General features: G+C 62.2%; 17 protein-coding genes. 15 read left to right on the forward strand and 2 right to left on the reverse strand.

Annotation, left to right across the window (positions count from 1 at the left end; translation table 11 throughout):
• Window positions 1–36: 36 nt before the first annotated feature.
• The 12 genes from DFR46_RS14850 (at window position 37) to ribH (ending at window position 10,690) form a co-directional block, all read left to right on the forward strand.
• A complete protein-coding gene (locus DFR46_RS14850; protein WP_162843466.1) occupies window positions 37–174 on the forward strand; it encodes a hypothetical protein in 138 nt (45 codons plus the stop codon).
• Window positions 171–653 (forward strand): DUF2306 domain-containing protein, encoded by a 483-nt coding sequence (locus DFR46_RS10820; protein WP_116236450.1) that lies wholly within the window; start codon window positions 171–173, stop codon window positions 651–653. Before DFR46_RS14850 ends, DFR46_RS10820 begins: the two co-directional genes overlap by 4 nt.
• Before the next feature lie 70 nt (window positions 654–723).
• The gene (locus tag DFR46_RS10825) at window positions 724–2,376 is read left to right on the forward strand and encodes an NAD+ synthase (RefSeq protein ID WP_116236451.1); all 1,653 of its coding nucleotides are present in this window, start codon (window positions 724–726) and stop codon (window positions 2,374–2,376) included.
• 3 nt (window positions 2,377–2,379) lie between these two features.
• On the forward strand, window positions 2,380–3,714 hold the full coding sequence (gltX, locus tag DFR46_RS10830) for a glutamate--tRNA ligase (RefSeq protein WP_116236452.1): 1,335 nt from the start codon (window positions 2,380–2,382) through the stop codon (window positions 3,712–3,714).
• An 80-nt stretch (window positions 3,715–3,794) separates the two neighbouring features.
• Complete coding sequence (locus DFR46_RS10835; protein ID WP_116236453.1) at window positions 3,795–5,078, forward strand: serine hydrolase domain-containing protein; 1,284 nt, start codon at window positions 3,795–3,797, stop codon at window positions 5,076–5,078.
• A 97-nt stretch (window positions 5,079–5,175) separates the two neighbouring features.
• The gene (locus DFR46_RS10840; RefSeq protein ID WP_425453129.1) at window positions 5,176–6,081 is read left to right on the forward strand and encodes an acyl-CoA thioesterase; all 906 of its coding nucleotides are present in this window, start codon (window positions 5,176–5,178) and stop codon (window positions 6,079–6,081) included.
• A gap of 127 nt (window positions 6,082–6,208) precedes the next feature.
• A complete protein-coding gene (locus tag DFR46_RS10845; RefSeq protein ID WP_245953825.1) occupies window positions 6,209–6,859 on the forward strand; it encodes an energy transducer TonB in 651 nt (216 codons plus the stop codon).
• Between the two features lie 62 nt (window positions 6,860–6,921).
• The gene (locus tag DFR46_RS10850) at window positions 6,922–7,335 is read left to right on the forward strand and encodes a hypothetical protein (RefSeq protein ID WP_116236454.1); all 414 of its coding nucleotides are present in this window, start codon (window positions 6,922–6,924) and stop codon (window positions 7,333–7,335) included.
• A gap of 20 nt (window positions 7,336–7,355) precedes the next feature.
• Window positions 7,356–8,324 (forward strand): bifunctional diaminohydroxyphosphoribosylaminopyrimidine deaminase/5-amino-6-(5-phosphoribosylamino)uracil reductase RibD, encoded by a 969-nt coding sequence (gene ribD, locus DFR46_RS10855; RefSeq protein ID WP_116236455.1) that lies wholly within the window; start codon window positions 7,356–7,358, stop codon window positions 8,322–8,324.
• Window positions 8,324–8,920: a riboflavin synthase gene (locus DFR46_RS10860; RefSeq protein WP_116236456.1), complete on the forward strand. Its 597-nt coding sequence runs from the start codon at window positions 8,324–8,326 to the stop codon at window positions 8,918–8,920. The genes ribD and DFR46_RS10860 overlap by 1 nt, the downstream gene beginning before the upstream one ends.
• 55 nt (window positions 8,921–8,975) lie before the next feature.
• On the forward strand, window positions 8,976–10,265 hold the full coding sequence (ribB, locus tag DFR46_RS10865) for a 3,4-dihydroxy-2-butanone-4-phosphate synthase (protein ID WP_116236457.1): 1,290 nt from the start codon (window positions 8,976–8,978) through the stop codon (window positions 10,263–10,265).
• Window positions 10,265–10,690, forward strand: coding sequence for a 6,7-dimethyl-8-ribityllumazine synthase (ribH, locus tag DFR46_RS10870; RefSeq protein ID WP_116236458.1), 426 nt, complete (start codon window positions 10,265–10,267; stop codon window positions 10,688–10,690). The genes ribB and ribH overlap by 1 nt, the downstream gene beginning before the upstream one ends.
• A 30-nt stretch (window positions 10,691–10,720) precedes the next feature.
• On the opposite strand, the gene DFR46_RS10875 is transcribed toward ribH, so the two are convergent.
• Together DFR46_RS10875 and DFR46_RS10880 are read right to left on the reverse strand one after the other, a co-directional pair.
• Window positions 10,721–11,815 (reverse strand): alkene reductase, encoded by a 1,095-nt coding sequence (locus DFR46_RS10875; RefSeq protein WP_116237300.1) that lies wholly within the window; start codon window positions 11,813–11,815, stop codon window positions 10,721–10,723.
• Window positions 11,816–11,986: 171 nt separating this feature from the next.
• Window positions 11,987–12,565, reverse strand: coding sequence for a urate hydroxylase PuuD (locus tag DFR46_RS10880; RefSeq protein WP_116236459.1), 579 nt, complete (start codon window positions 12,563–12,565; stop codon window positions 11,987–11,989).
• Between the two features lie 134 nt (window positions 12,566–12,699).
• Between DFR46_RS10880 and DFR46_RS10885 the strand changes: the two genes are divergently transcribed.
• The 3 genes from DFR46_RS10885 to feoB all read left to right on the forward strand — a co-directional run bounded on the left by DFR46_RS10885 (window position 12,700) and on the right by feoB (window position 15,558).
• Window positions 12,700–13,365: a COQ9 family protein gene (locus tag DFR46_RS10885; RefSeq protein WP_116236460.1), complete on the forward strand. Its 666-nt coding sequence runs from the start codon at window positions 12,700–12,702 to the stop codon at window positions 13,363–13,365.
• 76 nt (window positions 13,366–13,441) lie between these two features.
• Window positions 13,442–13,693, forward strand: a complete 252-nt coding sequence (locus tag DFR46_RS10890; protein ID WP_116236461.1) for a FeoA family protein — start codon at window positions 13,442–13,444, stop codon at window positions 13,691–13,693.
• Window positions 13,690–15,558: a ferrous iron transporter B gene (gene feoB / locus DFR46_RS10895; RefSeq protein ID WP_116236462.1), complete on the forward strand. Its 1,869-nt coding sequence runs from the start codon at window positions 13,690–13,692 to the stop codon at window positions 15,556–15,558. Before DFR46_RS10890 ends, feoB begins: the two co-directional genes overlap by 4 nt.
• Window positions 15,559–15,563: the final 5 nt, after the last annotated feature.

The following is a 15,563-nucleotide window of genomic DNA, read 5'->3' on the forward strand; positions in this document are numbered from 1 at the left end:
AGCATGAAGGCCCAAATTGGACAGAGGAGCCAAGCCATGCCGAGACTATTCTATTGCCGGACGATCCATCTCATCTTCGCCGCCTGTCTCGCTGTGTCATTGCTGACATTGGCTGATGGCTATGCCGAGCAGGTCGGAATACCGGGAGCGCCCATCGCCGGGAGATTGGTATGACCGTTATCCCTAAATCCCGGCAGACCGGAATCGGTCTGATTGGAGCGCTGGCCGTCCTACTCGGGACGGTGGTTGTGACCCTTACGCTGATGTCGCTCAGCTATGGTGAGGGTCAGCCCTCTGACAACAATTTGTCTCTTGCCGTCGTGATCCATCTTGCAACCGTTGTCCCTGCGGTGCCTCTGGGCGGCTATGTGCTGCTTCGGCGCAAGGGCGATTCGCTGCATCGGATATTGGGCAGGGTCTGGGTCGTGCTGATGCTGGTAACGGCAATATCCAGCTTCTGGCTCTCCCTCTCCTTCATTCACATTTTCTCGGTGCTGGTGCTTGTTTCGGTACCGCTCTCTCTCTGGAGAATCAGCAAAGGCGATGTCGTCGGCCATCGCCGGTCCATGGAAGGCATGTATATCGGGCTGGTCGTGGCCGGCGCCTTTGCCTTCATACCGGGACGGCTTCTGGGAACATTGCTGTTCGGGTGAACGCTGCAATGCGACCGGGCGGCTCGTCCAAAGCATTGCCGCCCGCACCGCGCCCGCTTAAGAGCGGGCCATGACCGACCGGCTGGCGATAGCGTTTGCGCAACTCAACCAAGTGATGGGCGATCTGGCCGGCAATGCCGATGCCATGCTCCGTGCGCGCGCCGACTGCCCCGATGCCGACCTGATCGTTTTCCCCGAACTGCAGCTGATCGGCTATCCGCCGGAAGATCTGGTGCTCAAACCCGCGCTTATCGCACGTGCGCGCGCAGAACTGGAACGGATGGCCCGGATGACTGCGGGCGGCGGTCCGGCCATGCTGGTCGGTACGGCGATCACCGAGGAGGGCGGCCTCTATAATGCGATGGCGCTGCTCGATGGCGGCGAAATCGCGGCGATCACCCGCAAGCACCGTTTGCCCAATTACGGTACGTTTGACGAGCTCAGGCTGTTTACACCGGCGCCATTGCCCGAGCCGATCGAGTTTCGCGGGGTACGGCTCGGCGTGCCGATCTGCGAGGATATCTGGGTCGACGGCGTCTGCGCGCATCTCGCCGGGCTCGGCGCGGAACTGTTCATCGTCCCCAATGGCAGCCCCTATGAGGTGGAGAAGGACGATATCCGGCTGGCTCTCGCCAGGGGCCGCGTTGCCGATACCGGGCTGCCGCTGGCCTATCTCAACCGCGTCGGCGGACAGGACGAGATCGTGTTCGACGGTTCCTCCTTCGTCCTCAACACGGATGGCGAGATCGCCTGGCAGTTTGCCGACTGGGAAGAAGAGATCGCAACGACCGTCTGGGAAAAACAGCCGGATGGCTGGGCCTGTACCGACGGGCCGCAACATGCGCTCGATGCGCATCCGGCCGATATCTACCATGCGATGCTCGTCGGCCTGCGCGACTATGTGAACCGCAACCGTTTCCCCGGCGTCGTGCTCGGTCTGTCCGGCGGGATAGACAGTGCGCTGTCTGCCGCCGTGGCCGTCGATGCGCTGGGTGCGGACCGGGTCTGGTGCGTGATGATGCCCTCGCGCTTCACCAGTCAGGAGAGCCTGGACGATGCGGCGGAATGCGCGCGCCTGCTTGGCTGCAAGCTCGATACGATCCCGATCATGCCCGCAGTGGAAGGGTTTGACGCGATGCTGGCGGGCAGTTTCGCCGATGCCGAAGTTGATATCACCGAAGAGAATATCCAGTCGCGGATTCGCGGCGTCACCCTGATGGCGCTCTCCAACAAGTTCGGCCATATGCTGCTCACCACCGGCAACAAGTCCGAAATGGCGGTCGGCTATGCGACCATCTATGGCGATATGGCGGGCGGCTATTCAGTGCTGAAAGATGCGTACAAGACCACCGTTTTCGATCTGTCGCGCTTCCGCAATGAAACGCGGCCCAGCCTTGCGATGGGGCCCGATGGCCCGGTCATGCCGGACATCGTGATCTCCAAACCGCCTTCGGCAGAGCTGCGTCCGGACCAGAAAGATAGCGATTCCCTGCCCCCATATGATGTGCTCGATCCGCTCCTGAAAGGACTGATCGAGGAAGAGGCCGATATCGATACGCTGGTCGAACGCGGCTTTGAGCGGGAAACGGTCGCCCGGATCGAACGGCTGCTCTACATCGCCGAATATAAACGCCGCCAGTCGCCGCCCGGCGTCAAGATCGGCGTCCGCAATTTCGGCCGCGACCGCCGCTATCCGATCACCAATGCCTTCCGGACCGTTTGAACCATGACCGTCATCACCCGTTTCGCCCCGTCGCCGACCGGCCGGCTCCATGTCGGCAATATCCGCACGGCGCTCCACAACTGGCTCTGGGCGCGCAAGCAGGGCGGCCGTTTCCTGCTGCGGCTCGACGATACCGATAGCGAGCGATCGAAAGAGGAACATGTCGAGGCGATCCGCGCCGATCTGGCCTGGCTCGGCATGGATGTCGATGGCGAGGAGCGTCAGTCCGCGCGCTTCGATCGTTATGACGCCGCGTTCGAGAGACTGCGCGCTGCCGGGCGTGTTTATGCGTGCTACGAGACGCCGCAGGAGTTGGAGCTCAAGCGCAAGATCCTGCTGGGGCGCGGCAAGCCGCCGGTCTACGATCGCGCAGCGCTCGACCTAACGGATCGGCAGATTGCGGATCATGAAGCCGAGGGCAGGACACCGCATTGGCGGTTCAAGCTCGACCATGACACACCGATTGCATGGGACGACCTGATCCGCGGGCCGCAGCATTTCGATCCGGCGCTGCTCTCCGATCCGGTTATCCGCCGCGAGGACGGAAGCTGGCTCTATATGCTGCCGAGCGCGGTCGACGATGCGGAAATGGGCATCACCCATGTCGTACGCGGCGAGGACCATGTGACAAACACGGGGCTCCAGTTGCAGATGTTCGACGCGATGAACGCGTTGCCCCCGGCCTTTGCGCATGAGGCGCTGCTGGTCGGGAGCGAGGGCAAATTGTCCAAGCGATTGGGCTCGCTCGGCGTCGAGACATTCCGTGAGGACGGTATCGAACCTATGGCTGTGGTCTCTTTGCTTGCGCGGATTGGCACGAGCGATCCCGTCGAGCCGTTCACCGAGGCCGCGCCGCTGATCGAGAGTTTCGATTTCGCCCGGTTCGGCCGCGCCCCGGCCCGGTTCGACGGCGAAGAGCTGCAAACGCTCAACGCCAAGATCCTCCACCAGCTCGATTATGACGCTGTGGCGGCCCGTTTGCCGCAGGGCATGGGCGCGGATGGCTGGCAGGCAATTCGCCCCAATCTCACAACGCTTAGCGAGGCAAGCGATTGGTGGCATGTGGTTGAGGGGCCGGTGGACTCGGTTGCCATTGATGCCGAGACCGAGGCTTTTCTCGACCAGGCTGCGGAGATAGCTGCGACGCTCGATTGGTCGGATGCCGCCTGGAAAAGGCTGACGGGCGAGCTGAAAGAAAAGAGCGGCCGCAAGGGCAAGGCGCTGTTCCTGCCGCTTCGTCAGGCGCTGACCGGGCGCGATCACGGACCCGAAATGGCGTCGCTGCTGCCGCTGATCGGCAAAGATCGCGCGATCGCCCGGCTGGCCCGCCGCCTGTAGATACATCGCGCCGCGCTTGCCAAATTTGCGTGGCCGCGCGAAGCTGGTTTCAAAGAAAAACCAGTTTTGGGGGAGTGGATATGGGCGGATTACAAATCGACCGGAGACGATTTCTGGGCGGCGTCGGGGCAAGCCTTGCTCTTACAGGCTTTCCCGCGGCGCGCTCCATGGCATTCCGGTCGCCGGCTTCCGCTTGGCCTTCGGTTGAAGCGTTCGTGCCCCGCTTTGTCGCCGACCATCCGATTCCGGGAGCCCTGATCGCGCTTGGTCGCGGCCAGGCCGCACCCGAATATTTTGCGGACGGGGTGACGGCGCTGGGCAGCGCGCAGCCAGTCGATGCGAATACACTCTGGCGCATCTATTCGATGACCAAGCCAGTAACCGGCATGGCAACAATGCTTCTGGTTGAGGATGGCGTGATCGGCCTCGATCAGAATATCGCCGATTTCCTTCCAGCTTTTGCCGAACCGCGCGTTCTGACCGATCCCGACAACAGTCTGGAGACGCGACCGGCAAGCGGGCCGATCACCATCCGCCACCTGCTGACCCATACGGCAGGGCTCGGCTATACGATCATCACGACCGGGCCGTTGCTTGCTGAATATCGGCGGTTGGGACTGGAGCCCGGCGTTATCATGCATGAAGAGCCGGAGATTGTCGCACGGCGCCCCCAAAGCCTGGAGGAATTTGCCAACCGGCTGGCGACGCTGCCGATCATTGCCGATCCGGGAACCAAATGGAGCTATTCCGTGTCGCTCGACCTGCTCGGGCGGATTATCGAAATCGCTTCCGGCATGCCCTTCGATACATTTCTTCAGCAACGCATTTTCACGCCGCTCGATATGCGCGACACGATCTTCCAGGTGCCGGCCGAGAAAACCGGCCGGATGACTGCAAGCTATACCATCCGCGACGGTGCGCCGGTTCTCGTCGATCCGGCCGAGGGGTCCGTTTATGCGCAGCCGCCGCGCTACCCCTATGGCGGGGCCGGGCTGGTCTCGAGTGCGCGCGACTATGACCGTTTCCTCACAATGTTGCTCGGCGAAGGCGCGCTGGGCGATGTCCGCATCATGGATGCCGAAACGGCGCGGCTCGCCATGTCCGATCTGTTGCCGGCCGATGTCGACAAGACGGACATGTATTATCAGTCGGGCTTCGGAGCCGGCGGACGGGTCACGACGGAGCCGGGAGCGGCGGGCGAAGGTATCGGCACCTATGGCTGGGGCGGTGCGGCTGGCACTGTCGCCTGGGTCGACCGCGCTAACAATTTGCGTGCATCGGGCTATGTCCAGAACCTGCCGAGCGAGGTCACGCCGTTCCGCGCAGGCGTTTTGGGCGCGGTCTATGCCGATCTTTACGGCTAGGGAGTTTGCGGCCGGGCTTGAATTGTGCAGTGCACTGAACGAAGACGGACGCAACGCCGGTTGAGCTGGCGGGCAAGCACGAATTGAAGGATAAATTTTGGAAAACGACGATGATGCGCAAACCTCCGGGTTGAAAACGCCTGAAGAGCTGGTCGGGAAATTATGCGATCTGCTGACGGTCGAGGAGCTGGATACCGATCTCTATCGGGGGCCGCGCCTGCCGGGCGGCGTTGGCCGCGTCTTTGGAGGCCAGGTGATTGCACAGGCGCTTGTCGCGGCAAACCAGTCCGTCGACGATGAACTCGTCGCCCATTCGCTCCACGCCTATTTCATGCGGCCCGGCAATGAAGACTTTCCCATCATCTACCGGATCGAGCGTGACCGGGATGGACGGAGTTTTTCGACCCGGCGGATCATCGCTCTGCAACGCGGCAAGCCGATTCTCAACATGGCGGCGAATTATCAGCGTCCCGAGGAAGGTCTCGCGCACCAGTTCGATATGCCCGACGTACCGAGTCCCGATTCGCTACGGAGCGAAGCCGACTATTGGCGCGATAATATCGAACAGATTCCCGAGCCGTTTCGCAAGCGCATGCTGCGCCAGCGTTCGATTGAGCTCAAGCCGGTGGAGCGGCGCAATCCGGTGAAGCCCGAGCCCTCGGAGCCCTATAGCTGCACATGGTTCCGCGCCGTGGCCCCGATTGGGGATGACAAGCGCCTGCATCAGGCGATTCTGGCTTATGCCTCGGATATGAGCCTGCTCGGCACGAGCACGCTGAAGCACGGTATCAGCTGGATGCGCCATCCGCTGCAAATGGCGAGTCTCGATCATTCGCTGTGGATGCATGAGGATTTCCGCGCCGATGAATGGCTGCTCTACGCGACCGATTCGCCATGGACGGGACATGCGCGCGGCTTCAATCGCGGCCAGATATTCACGCAGGACGGCCAGCTCATCGCCAGTGCTGCGCAAGAGGGACTGATGCGGTTGCGCGGAAAATAGCGCCCGCCTTCCTCTCTGCCACCCTAACCCCGGTTCCATCGATAGACGGCAACGGTTTCGGTCGTCTGGATTTCATTTATGATATGGTGTAACATTACCTTTCTTGCAATTGTTCGGGAGAGAGGAAGTGGCAGGACACACATCGAAACAATCCAGCTTTCTGGGCCAGTCACGGCATAGCGGGTCGGGGTTTGCAATTGTTATCGGCCTGCACGCCGCGGCGATTGCGGTCGCATTTCTGATGAAATCGGGGGCGATAAGGCTTGCCGATCCGGGCGAGCCGCCCGAAGTGGTCAATATCGTGCGGCCGCAGGATCCGGATCCGCTTCCCCAGCAGACGGGCCCCGAAACCGCGTTGCCGCCCCCTCCTGTCGCAACACCGACGCCGGTGCCGACTCCGCCCGGCCGCATAACCTTCACCGAAGCGCCGGAGATTCGGCCGGTGCCGCCGCTTCCTCCGGTCACGCCGATCGTCGAGGCAACGCCGGAACCGGTATTGGTTGCGGCGCGCATTCACCCGTCACATCGCGGCGCGCTGCAACCGCGCTATCCAGCCGCACTCATACGGCAGGAGATAGAAGGCAGTTGCACGATCCGCGTCCATATCGCCGCCAATGGCAGGGTTATCGCGGCCGAGCCGGTTCGCGCGACACACCCGGCCTTTTGCGAGGCGACGCAGCGTCAGGCGCTGCGTCGCTGGCGCTTCGAACCGGCCACGCGTGACGGTGTCACGGTAGACAGCTGGCAGCAGCATGTCGTGGAATTCCGGATCACCTGAACGGCGAACAGACCCGGCCTCTGGCGCTGGACGGTCAGTTGGACTATTTGGGGGCCATGGTAATGATGCCCCCCAAGCCCCGTGTGATCGTGAAGGACACCGTGTCCTTCTTCACGCGCCGCGAACGCCACAGCTGGGTCGCGCTGGTCATGGCGATCACGATACCCACCGTAGTTATCGGTGTATTCGCGATCGACAGCGCGTCTGGTATCGAGCCGACCGAGCCGACCATCACCTATGTCGAGAGCTGGTCTGCCGACCGGACGGACGAAGAAATCATCGAGCGCCAGCGGGTTCTCGCCCTGGCCGAAAATGAGCGCCGGGCACTGTCACGCCAGCGGTTTCAGGAATTGGCCGATGCTTCCGGCGTGGATTATGATCGCGAGGCCGCCGCCGAAGCGGACCGGATCACTGAAGAAAATCGCCGGACGCTGGCGCGGCCACAAGATGACGATGTGGCGGAGCCGGGCAGCTGACGGCCTTTGACGCGCGGATCATGGCCATGGCGCTGGCGCTTTCCTGGCGCGGCCGGGGCCGGACCGCTCCCAATCCCAATGTTGGCTGCGTGATCGTTCGCGATGGGCGTGTTGTTTCGCGCGGCTGGACCCAGCCAGGCGGCCGCCCGCATGCCGAGGCGATGGCGCTGGAAGGCGTGGATGCGAAAGGTACCGATATCTACACAACGCTTGAGCCCTGTGTGCACCAGAGTGCGCGCGGCCCCGCCTGTGTCGACCTCATAGTCGCCGCCGCGCCGCGCCGCGTTGTCATCGCCGCAACCGATCCCGACCCCCGGACAGATGGAAGGGGAATAGCGCAACTGCGTTCCGCGGGAATCGAGGTTGTCGAAGGCCTGCTCGCCGACGAGGCGAAACGCGCAATGGCTGGTTTCTTCACAAGGCTGGAAAAAGGCCGGCCCCATGTCACGCTGAAACTCGCCACCTCGCTCGACGGGCAGGTCGCGCTTCCCGATGGATCCAGCCAGTGGATCACTGGTCCCGAAGCGCGCGCGCACGCTCATGTCGAACGGGCGCTTGCCGATATGGTGGTGGTCGGCCGGGGAACCGCGGAGAGCGATTCGCCGACATTGAACGTGCGGCTGGACGGCCTGGCCAACCGCACGCCGGCCCGGGCCGTGCTGACGGGCGATTATAGCAATTTCAGCAAGCTCCAGCTGCATGCGGACAAGCCGGTCTGGCAGCATCTTGCCGAGCCCGGCGCGATTGCCGATCTCGAAAATGTCGATCATCTGCTGGTGGAGGGTGGTGCGGGCGCAGCGGCGGCTTTTATAGCGGCCGATTGTGCAGACCGGCTCATACTGTATCGCGCGCCAATATTGATCGGCGCGGGCCTCAGCGCGCTGGGCGATATCGGTCTTGCCCAGCTCGACGATGCCCATGGCCATTGGCGGCTGATCGAAACACGCATGCTTGGCAAGGACCGGATGGAGGTTTACGAGCGCGCCTAATGTTTACCGGAATCATCACCGATATCGGCACTATTGCCGAGGCCGAGCAACGCGGCGATCTGCGCCTGCGGATACTCTGTGGCTATGACATGACGACTGTGGATCTCGGCGCGTCGATCGCCTGTTCGGGGGTTTGCCTGACAGTTGTCGACAAGGGCGAGGACTGGTTCGCTGTCGATCTCTCCGCTGAGACCGTGTCCCGCACGGCACAGGGGCAATGGAATGAAGGCGCACGGCTGAATCTCGAACGCTCGCTCAAGCTGGGTGAGGAAATGGGCGGTCATATCGTGACCGGCCATGTTGACGGGATTGGCGAAATTATCGCTGCCGAGCCGGTGGGCGATTCGCTTGAACTCACGATCCGTGCGCCGGACGAATTGGCGCGCCTGATCGCGGCCAAGGGATCGATCACGCTCAACGGCGTGTCGCTGACCGTCAATACGGTGAGCGACACCGATGACGGATGCCGCTTTACGATCAATCTCATTCCGCACACGGCCGAGGTTACGACGTTCGATAAGGTAGGCGCCGGCCAGCCAATCAACATCGAAATCGATATTTTGGCGCGTTATCTCGCGAGAATGACCGGCAGCTAACACCTTGGTGTGATTGCGGTCTGGACATCACATCCAAATGTGATATTCAGGCCCTATGTCTACACCCTTGATCGAAAATGTTCGCAGTCTTGTTGCTTCCGGCGAAGCCAGCAAGGCCGGCCTTGCCAAAGCGGCGGGCCTCCACCCCAACTCTCTGCGCAAGCTTGACGACGAGGACTGGAATCCCACTGCCGAAACGCTGCTCAAGCTCGAACGCTATCTGGTGACGGGCGGCGGCCAGGCGCTGGCCAGCCCCGAAGAGATAATCGAAGCGGCGCGCAATGGGCGGATGTTCATTCTCGTCGATGACGAGGATCGCGAGAATGAAGGCGATCTTGTTATTCCCGCCCAGATGGCGACGCCGGATGCGATCAACTTCATGGCCAAATATGGCCGCGGGCTCATCTGTCTGGCGATGACCAAAGACCGTACGGAAGAACTCGGGCTGGACCTGATGAGCCGTCACAACGGCACCCGGCATGAAACCGCCTTCACCGTGTCGATAGAAGCGCGCGATGGCGTGACGACAGGAATTTCAGCGGCGGATCGCGCGCGAACCGTCTCGGTCGCCATCGATGCCTCCAAAGGCAAGGACGAGATCGTGACGCCCGGCCATGTGTTTCCGCTCGTGGCGCGTCCCGGCGGCGTTCTGGTGCGCGCGGGACATACCGAAGCCGCTGTCGACATATCGCGGCTGGCCGGCCTGAATCCGGCCGGTGTGATCTGCGAGATCATGAATGAAGACGGCACGATGGCGCGGATGGGGGACCTGCTGGCCTTTGCGCAGCTCCACAACCTCAAGATCGGAACGATCCGCGATCTGATCGCCTATCGCCGCCGCCACGATCATCTCGTCGAGAAAAAGGCGGAGGCTCCGTTCACCAGCCGCTGGGGCGGCGACTGGACGGCGATGACCTTCTTCAACAAGGCGACGGGAACCGAGCAGGTCGCGCTCGTCAAAGGCAAGGTCGATCCCGACAAGCCGACCCTGGTCCGCATGCATGCGCTGTCCGCCTTTACCGATGTGTTCGGCGAAGAGGGCGCACGCGGCCAGATGCTGTCCCGCTCGATGGAGATTATCGGCGAGGAAGGCGCGGGCATCGTGGTGGTGATCAACCGGACGATGCAGGGTGCGTTCACCAAGGCGCTGCAGGTTAAGAGCGGGCAGGAGCGTCCGGATATGGAAGAGCTGCGCGACTATGGCGTGGGCGCGCAGATCCTCACTGAACTGGGGGTCCAGACCATGACCCTGCTCACCAACACGCATCACAGCCTGGTGGGCCTGGATGCCTATGGGCTGTCCATTGTGGGCGAGCGTGCAATCGATGTTGAGGAGCGGAGCTGATGGCGCATTTCCTGATCGTCGAAGCGCGATTTTATGACCAGTATAATGACTGGCTGATCGAGGGGGCGAAGGCCGCGCTTGAGGCGGCCGGGCACAGCCATGAGCTGATCACCGTGCCCGGCGCGCTGGAGATCCCCGGCGCGGTTGCCATGGCGGCGGAAAGCGGTCGTTATGACGGGTTCGTTGCGATCGGTGTCGTTATCCGCGGCGAGACTTATCATTTCGAGATCGTGGCCGGTGAAAGTGCGCGCGGGCTTATGGCGCTGACCATGGACGGCGTCGCCATCGGTAATGGGATACTGACGGTGGAAAACGCCGCCCAGGCCGAAGTCCGCGCCCGCCCGGACCAGAAGGACAAGGGCGGAGAGGCGGCAAAAGCCGCCATCGCGATGTTCGATCTCGGCCAGCGCTTTGCCGGCGAATAAAATCGGCGTCTGAAGCTCAGGCCGTGAAGGCTATTCGGCGGCTACCGTCTCTTCGGCGAAAGGGTAATCCGTATAGCCCTCGGGTCCGGGAATATACCATGTCGCCATATTGGACTCGTTGAGCGGCAGACCCTCGCGGAAACGGCGTGGAAGGTCGGGATTGGCGAGGAAAGTCCGGCCATAGCTGACCGCATCGGCTATTCCGCTGTCCAGCGCGGCCTGACCGTCTTCGGCGCCATAATCGGAATTGAGCACCAGCGGGCCGTCAAAGGCCTTGCGGATTAGGGGCGAGAGTTTCGGCACGTCCGTGCGTCCGAATGTTCCTTCGGGGCCCGGTTCGCGCAACTCGAGAAAGCCGATCCCGAGATCGGAGAGCTTCTGGACTGCGAGCGGGAATACGGCTTCGGGATTGCTGTCGTCCACGCCCTGGCTGTCGCCATTGGGGGAGAGGCGAACCGATGTCCGGTCCGCGCCCGCCTCGCGCACAACCGCTTCCGTGATTTCCGCCAGAAGCCGGGTGCGATTGTCGGGAGATCCGCCATATTCGTCTTCGCGCAGGTTGGAGCCGTCGCGCAGGAACTGATCGATCAGATAGCCGTTCGCGGCATGGATCTGTACGCCGTCAAAACCGGCTGCCATCGCGTTGCGGGCCGCCTTCGCATAGTCGTCGAGCAGGCCGGGAATCTCGTCTGTACGCAGGGCACGGGCCTGTTCGTAGGGCTTCTTCCCCGTCGGCGTATAGGCATGGCCGGGCGCTGTCGTGGCGGATGATGACACCGGCGGCTCGCCGTCCAGATAATCGGGGTGCACGATCCGGCCCATATGCCACATCTGGAGGACAATCCTGCCCCCTGCCTGATGAACGCTCGCCGTCGTCTGCTTCCATCCTTCGGTCTGCTCTTCGGTCCAGATACCCGGCGCGGAGGGCCAGCCCAGCCCCTGCCTGCTGATGCCGGTCGCCTCGCTGATGATCAGGCCGGCGCTGGCCCGCTGCGTATAATATTCCGCCATCAGCGCATTGGGCACGAAACCCGGCGCGGCGCGGCCCCGCGTCAGCGGCGCCATCAGGATGCGGTTGGGCGCTTCGATGGCGCCAAGCGTTACTGGATCGAAAAGCGTAGGCATGAGTTGTATGTCCCTGAAAGTTTCGTCAGCAGCGAACATAGGCAGCGCGCGCTCTTCAGCCAGAGGCAAATGCGCGGCAATTGCCCAAGCATTTCTAGGTGGGCCTAAAGTTCAGTGCGATCGGGATGGGGTAGGGCCGGGCGACGGCACCAACCGCCGCCCGGACTATGTTCAGCTGCCGAGCAGACCCTGCGTCACCATGCAATAGAGCATCGGGATGGAAAGCAGCGTGTTCAGCCGCGATGCGATCAACGCACGCGGAGCGGCCGCGGCCTTGGCCGCGTCATCGGCTTCGACAATGCCGAGGATTTTCTTCTGGGCGGGCCAGATGATGAACCAGACGTTGAACGCCATGACCAGCGCCATCCACATGCCGATACCGATCAGCATGACGCCTGGCTGCAAGGTCAGCGCTTCGACCATATAGCCCGAGAGATGCGCGACCGTGAGGCCGGTCAGCACCGTGAACAGCGCTGCCCAGCGGAACCAGAACAGTGCTTTAGGCGCGATATGGCCGGTAACAGCGGGCTTATGTTCGGCCGGAATGGCAGGCATCGCCGGAACCTGCACGAAATTGAAATAATAAAGCAGCCCGATCCACATGATGCCGCACAGCACGTGCAGATAGCGCATGAAACTGTTTGCATAGGCATCGCCCATCACATCGCCATGCAGGCCGAACATGATCGCGACGAGGACCACCACGCCGGCGAGCAGCACCATATTCAGATTTCCGAAAAACTTTGCCATTTTGCTTCCCCTGTTGTTCTCAAGGCTCAAGGCCGCGAGCCTGTGAATGGGAGCGATACCAAAGGCGTGGGAATCTGTCACGAAGCACGTGCACAGGCCTTGGCCTTATTTGTCGAAGGCGTATATACAGACCCATGGCCCAACCCCTTCCTGCAGACCCGACACTCGACGAAATCCGTGTGCACCTTGCGCCGATTATCGCCGGGCATGCCGCTTTTGACGGGTGGGACGAAGAGGCTGTGCACCGGGCTGCGGACGAAGCCGGTGTTGACACCGGCGCCGCGAGCCTCGCCTTCCCCCGGGGCGCTCCGGACATGATCGATGCATGGTTCGCGCATATCGATGCGGAAATGGCGGCGGCCTTCTCCGCCGAAGAGCTCGCCGCAATGCCCGTTCACAAGCGCATAAGGGGCGCGATCCTCAAACGGATCGAAATCGCCCGTCCCAACAAGGAGGCCCTGCGCCGCGCCATGGCGATCCTGGCCATGCCCAGCAATATGCCGCTTGCCGGCAAGCTTGCCTGGCGGTCGGCGGATGCGATGTGGAGGCTGGCTGGCGATACCGCGACCGACTTCAACCATTACAGCAAGCGGACCATCCTGTCCGGCGTTTACGGGTCCACGATCATGGTCTGGATGGACGATGAGAGCGAAGGCGAGGCGGAGACCATAGCCTTTCTCGATCGCCGGCTGGGCAATGTCGCGCAGTTCGAAAAGTTCAAGAAAAAGCTGCGCGGCGATCCGGACCGCCGGTTCAGCGTTTCCCGCTTTCTCGGTCGATTGCGCTATCCCGGCCGCTAGCGGCCCTGCGGTATATAGATGGCTGGCTTTTCCTTTCCGATATTGATAATCACTCGCAGATAACCACATCAGATGGATGATTCCCGTGAGTCTTGATGACCTGCCTCTCCGCCAGTCCGCCCGCATAGCGGCGATAAACTGGTCGGCCTTGTCGCCCGCCGATGGCAAAAGGTTGCGCGAGCTCGGCTTTGGCGAGGGTGTTGCGATCCAGCCCCTGCACCGCGCGCCCTTCGGCCGCGATCCCATTGCCTGCAAGGTCGGCCGGATGACGATAGCGGTGCGCCGGGCCCATGCCTGCGCCATAGAGGTAGAAGTTTCAGAGACATGACGGGTATTCCGCTGGTTGCGCTGGTCGGCAATCCCAATGCCGGCAAAAGCGCTCTGTTCAACGCGCTGACCGGCGCGCGGCAAAAGATCGGCAATTATCCCGGTGTCACGGTAGAGCGGCATGCTGGCCGGCTTGCGCTTGCCGATGGGCGCCCGGTCGAGCTGATCGATTTGCCCGGCGCCTATAGCCTCGACCCGTCGAGCCCTGACGAGGAGGTGACCCGCGATGTCGTAACCGGCGCACAGCAAGGCGAACGCCTGCCCGATGCGCTTGTCGTGGTTATCGATGCCGCGAATCTCGAAAACCATCTCCGCTTCACGCTGCAACTGATCGCCTTGGGGCTGCCGATTGTGGTTGCCCTCAACATGGTCGATCTTGCCACGCGCGACGGGCTCGAGCTGGATCCGGATACGCTTGCCCGGGAACTCGGCGTTCCTGTCGTTCCGACCGTCGCCGTTCGAAGGCGCGGCATTGAAGAGCTGAAAGAAGCCATAGACGGCAGCGTTACCGGTGCGAACATCCGCGCGATCGACCCGGGTCGCGGCGACGGAGACGAATATGATACGCTGCTCAATACGGAGCGCGCCCGGACAATAGCCCGGCGCACGATCGTCAGCGAAACGCCCTCCCGGCGTCTGAACCAGCGTATCGACTCTGTGGCCCTGCATCCGCTGTTCGGTCCGCTGCTGCTTGCCGGATTGCTGTTTGTAATGTTCCAGGCGGTCTTTGCCTGGTCGGAAGCCCCGGTCGGATGGATCGAAGCCGGGCAGGGCTGGCTGACCGCCACCGCGGACAACTTGCTGCCGGAAGGATATTTCAGATCCTTTATCATAGACGGGGTGATAAACGGGGTCGGTTCGGTCGTCGTTTTCCTGCCGCAGATCCTGATCCTGTTCTTTTTCATCCTGCTGCTCGAAGCCACTGGCTATATGACGCGGGCGGCTTTCCTGATGGATCGGCTGATGGCGCGTTTCGGCCTGTCGGGCGCGTCTTTCATTCCCCTGCTTTCCTCCTTTGCATGCGCCATTCCGGGCATCATGGCGACCCGGACGATTGCTGATCCTAAAGACCGGCTCACAACAATCCTGATCGCGCCGCTGATGACCTGTTCGGCCCGGCTGCCCGTCTATGCGATCATTATCGCCGCCTTCATCCCCAACAGCAGTGTGGGGCCGGGTATCGGTCTTCAGGGTCTGGTCCTTTTCGGCTTGTATATATCGGGCATTGTAGGGGCGATGATTGCGGCGCTCGTTCTGCGGCGCACTGTCGCCAAAGGGGCGGCGGCCAGCTTCATCATGGAGATGCCCAAATATCAGCTGCCACTGCTCCGCGATCTGGCGCTCGGTCTCTGGCAACGGGCCTGGATATTCCTGAAACGCGCCGGGACGATAATCTTTGTCACCACAATCGTGCTCTGGGGCCTGCTTTCTTTCCCGCAGGCACCCGAAGACAGCCCGCTCAGCCAGACCGAATATTCGATTGCCGGGCGGGTTGCCGACGGGCTCCATGTCGTGATGGCGCCGATCGGCTTCAACGAGGAAATTTCGCTGGCGCTGATCCCCGCCATGGCGGCCCGCGAAGTGGCGGTTTCCGCCCTTGCCACAACTTATTCGATCGATGAAAGCGACGAGGAGCAGGCCGAACAGTCGCTGACCCAGCAGCTGCAGGGGCAGTGGAGCCTGCCAACCGCGCTCGCTTTCCTCGCCTGGTTCGTCTTCGCCCCGCAATGCCTGTCGACGATTGCCGTCACAAGGCGCGAGACCAACAGCTGGCGATGGCCGGCCTTCATGCTCGCCTATCTGTTTGCGCTTGCCTATCTGGCCGCCGGGATCACCTATTGGACGGCGGTTGGATTCGGGTTGTAGCGACC

Source organism: Parasphingopyxis lamellibrachiae (genome assembly GCF_003385775.1).
In the GTDB taxonomy this organism is placed as follows: Bacteria; Pseudomonadota; Alphaproteobacteria; order Sphingomonadales; family Sphingomonadaceae; genus Parasphingopyxis; species Parasphingopyxis lamellibrachiae.

What these genes read in the sequence shown, in the direction of transcription:
- DFR46_RS14850 (WP_162843466.1), top strand. Translation starts at nt 37, where the DNA reads ATGCCGAGACTATTCTATTGCCGGACGATCCATCTCATCTTCGCCGCC.
- DFR46_RS10820 (WP_116236450.1), top strand. Translation starts at nt 171, where the DNA reads ATGACCGTTATCCCTAAATCCCGGCAGACCGGAATCGGTCTGATTGGA.
- DFR46_RS10825 (WP_116236451.1), top strand. Translation starts at nt 724, where the DNA reads ATGACCGACCGGCTGGCGATAGCGTTTGCGCAACTCAACCAAGTGATG.
- gltX (WP_116236452.1), top strand. Translation starts at nt 2,380, where the DNA reads ATGACCGTCATCACCCGTTTCGCCCCGTCGCCGACCGGCCGGCTCCAT.
- DFR46_RS10835 (WP_116236453.1), top strand. Translation starts at nt 3,795, where the DNA reads ATGGGCGGATTACAAATCGACCGGAGACGATTTCTGGGCGGCGTCGGG.
- DFR46_RS10850 (WP_116236454.1), top strand. Translation starts at nt 6,922, where the DNA reads ATGATGCCCCCCAAGCCCCGTGTGATCGTGAAGGACACCGTGTCCTTC.
- ribD (WP_116236455.1), top strand. Translation starts at nt 7,356, where the DNA reads ATGGCCATGGCGCTGGCGCTTTCCTGGCGCGGCCGGGGCCGGACCGCT.
- DFR46_RS10860 (WP_116236456.1), top strand. Translation starts at nt 8,324, where the DNA reads ATGTTTACCGGAATCATCACCGATATCGGCACTATTGCCGAGGCCGAG.
- ribB (WP_116236457.1), top strand. Translation starts at nt 8,976, where the DNA reads ATGTCTACACCCTTGATCGAAAATGTTCGCAGTCTTGTTGCTTCCGGC.
- ribH (WP_116236458.1), top strand. Translation starts at nt 10,265, where the DNA reads ATGGCGCATTTCCTGATCGTCGAAGCGCGATTTTATGACCAGTATAAT.
- DFR46_RS10875 (WP_116237300.1), bottom strand. Translation starts at nt 11,815, where the DNA reads ATGCCTACGCTTTTCGATCCAGTAACGCTTGGCGCCATCGAAGCGCCC.
- DFR46_RS10880 (WP_116236459.1), bottom strand. Translation starts at nt 12,565, where the DNA reads ATGGCAAAGTTTTTCGGAAATCTGAATATGGTGCTGCTCGCCGGCGTG.
- DFR46_RS10885 (WP_116236460.1), top strand. Translation starts at nt 12,700, where the DNA reads ATGGCCCAACCCCTTCCTGCAGACCCGACACTCGACGAAATCCGTGTG.
- DFR46_RS10890 (WP_116236461.1), top strand. Translation starts at nt 13,442, where the DNA reads ATGATTCCCGTGAGTCTTGATGACCTGCCTCTCCGCCAGTCCGCCCGC.
- feoB (WP_116236462.1), top strand. Translation starts at nt 13,690, where the DNA reads ATGACGGGTATTCCGCTGGTTGCGCTGGTCGGCAATCCCAATGCCGGC.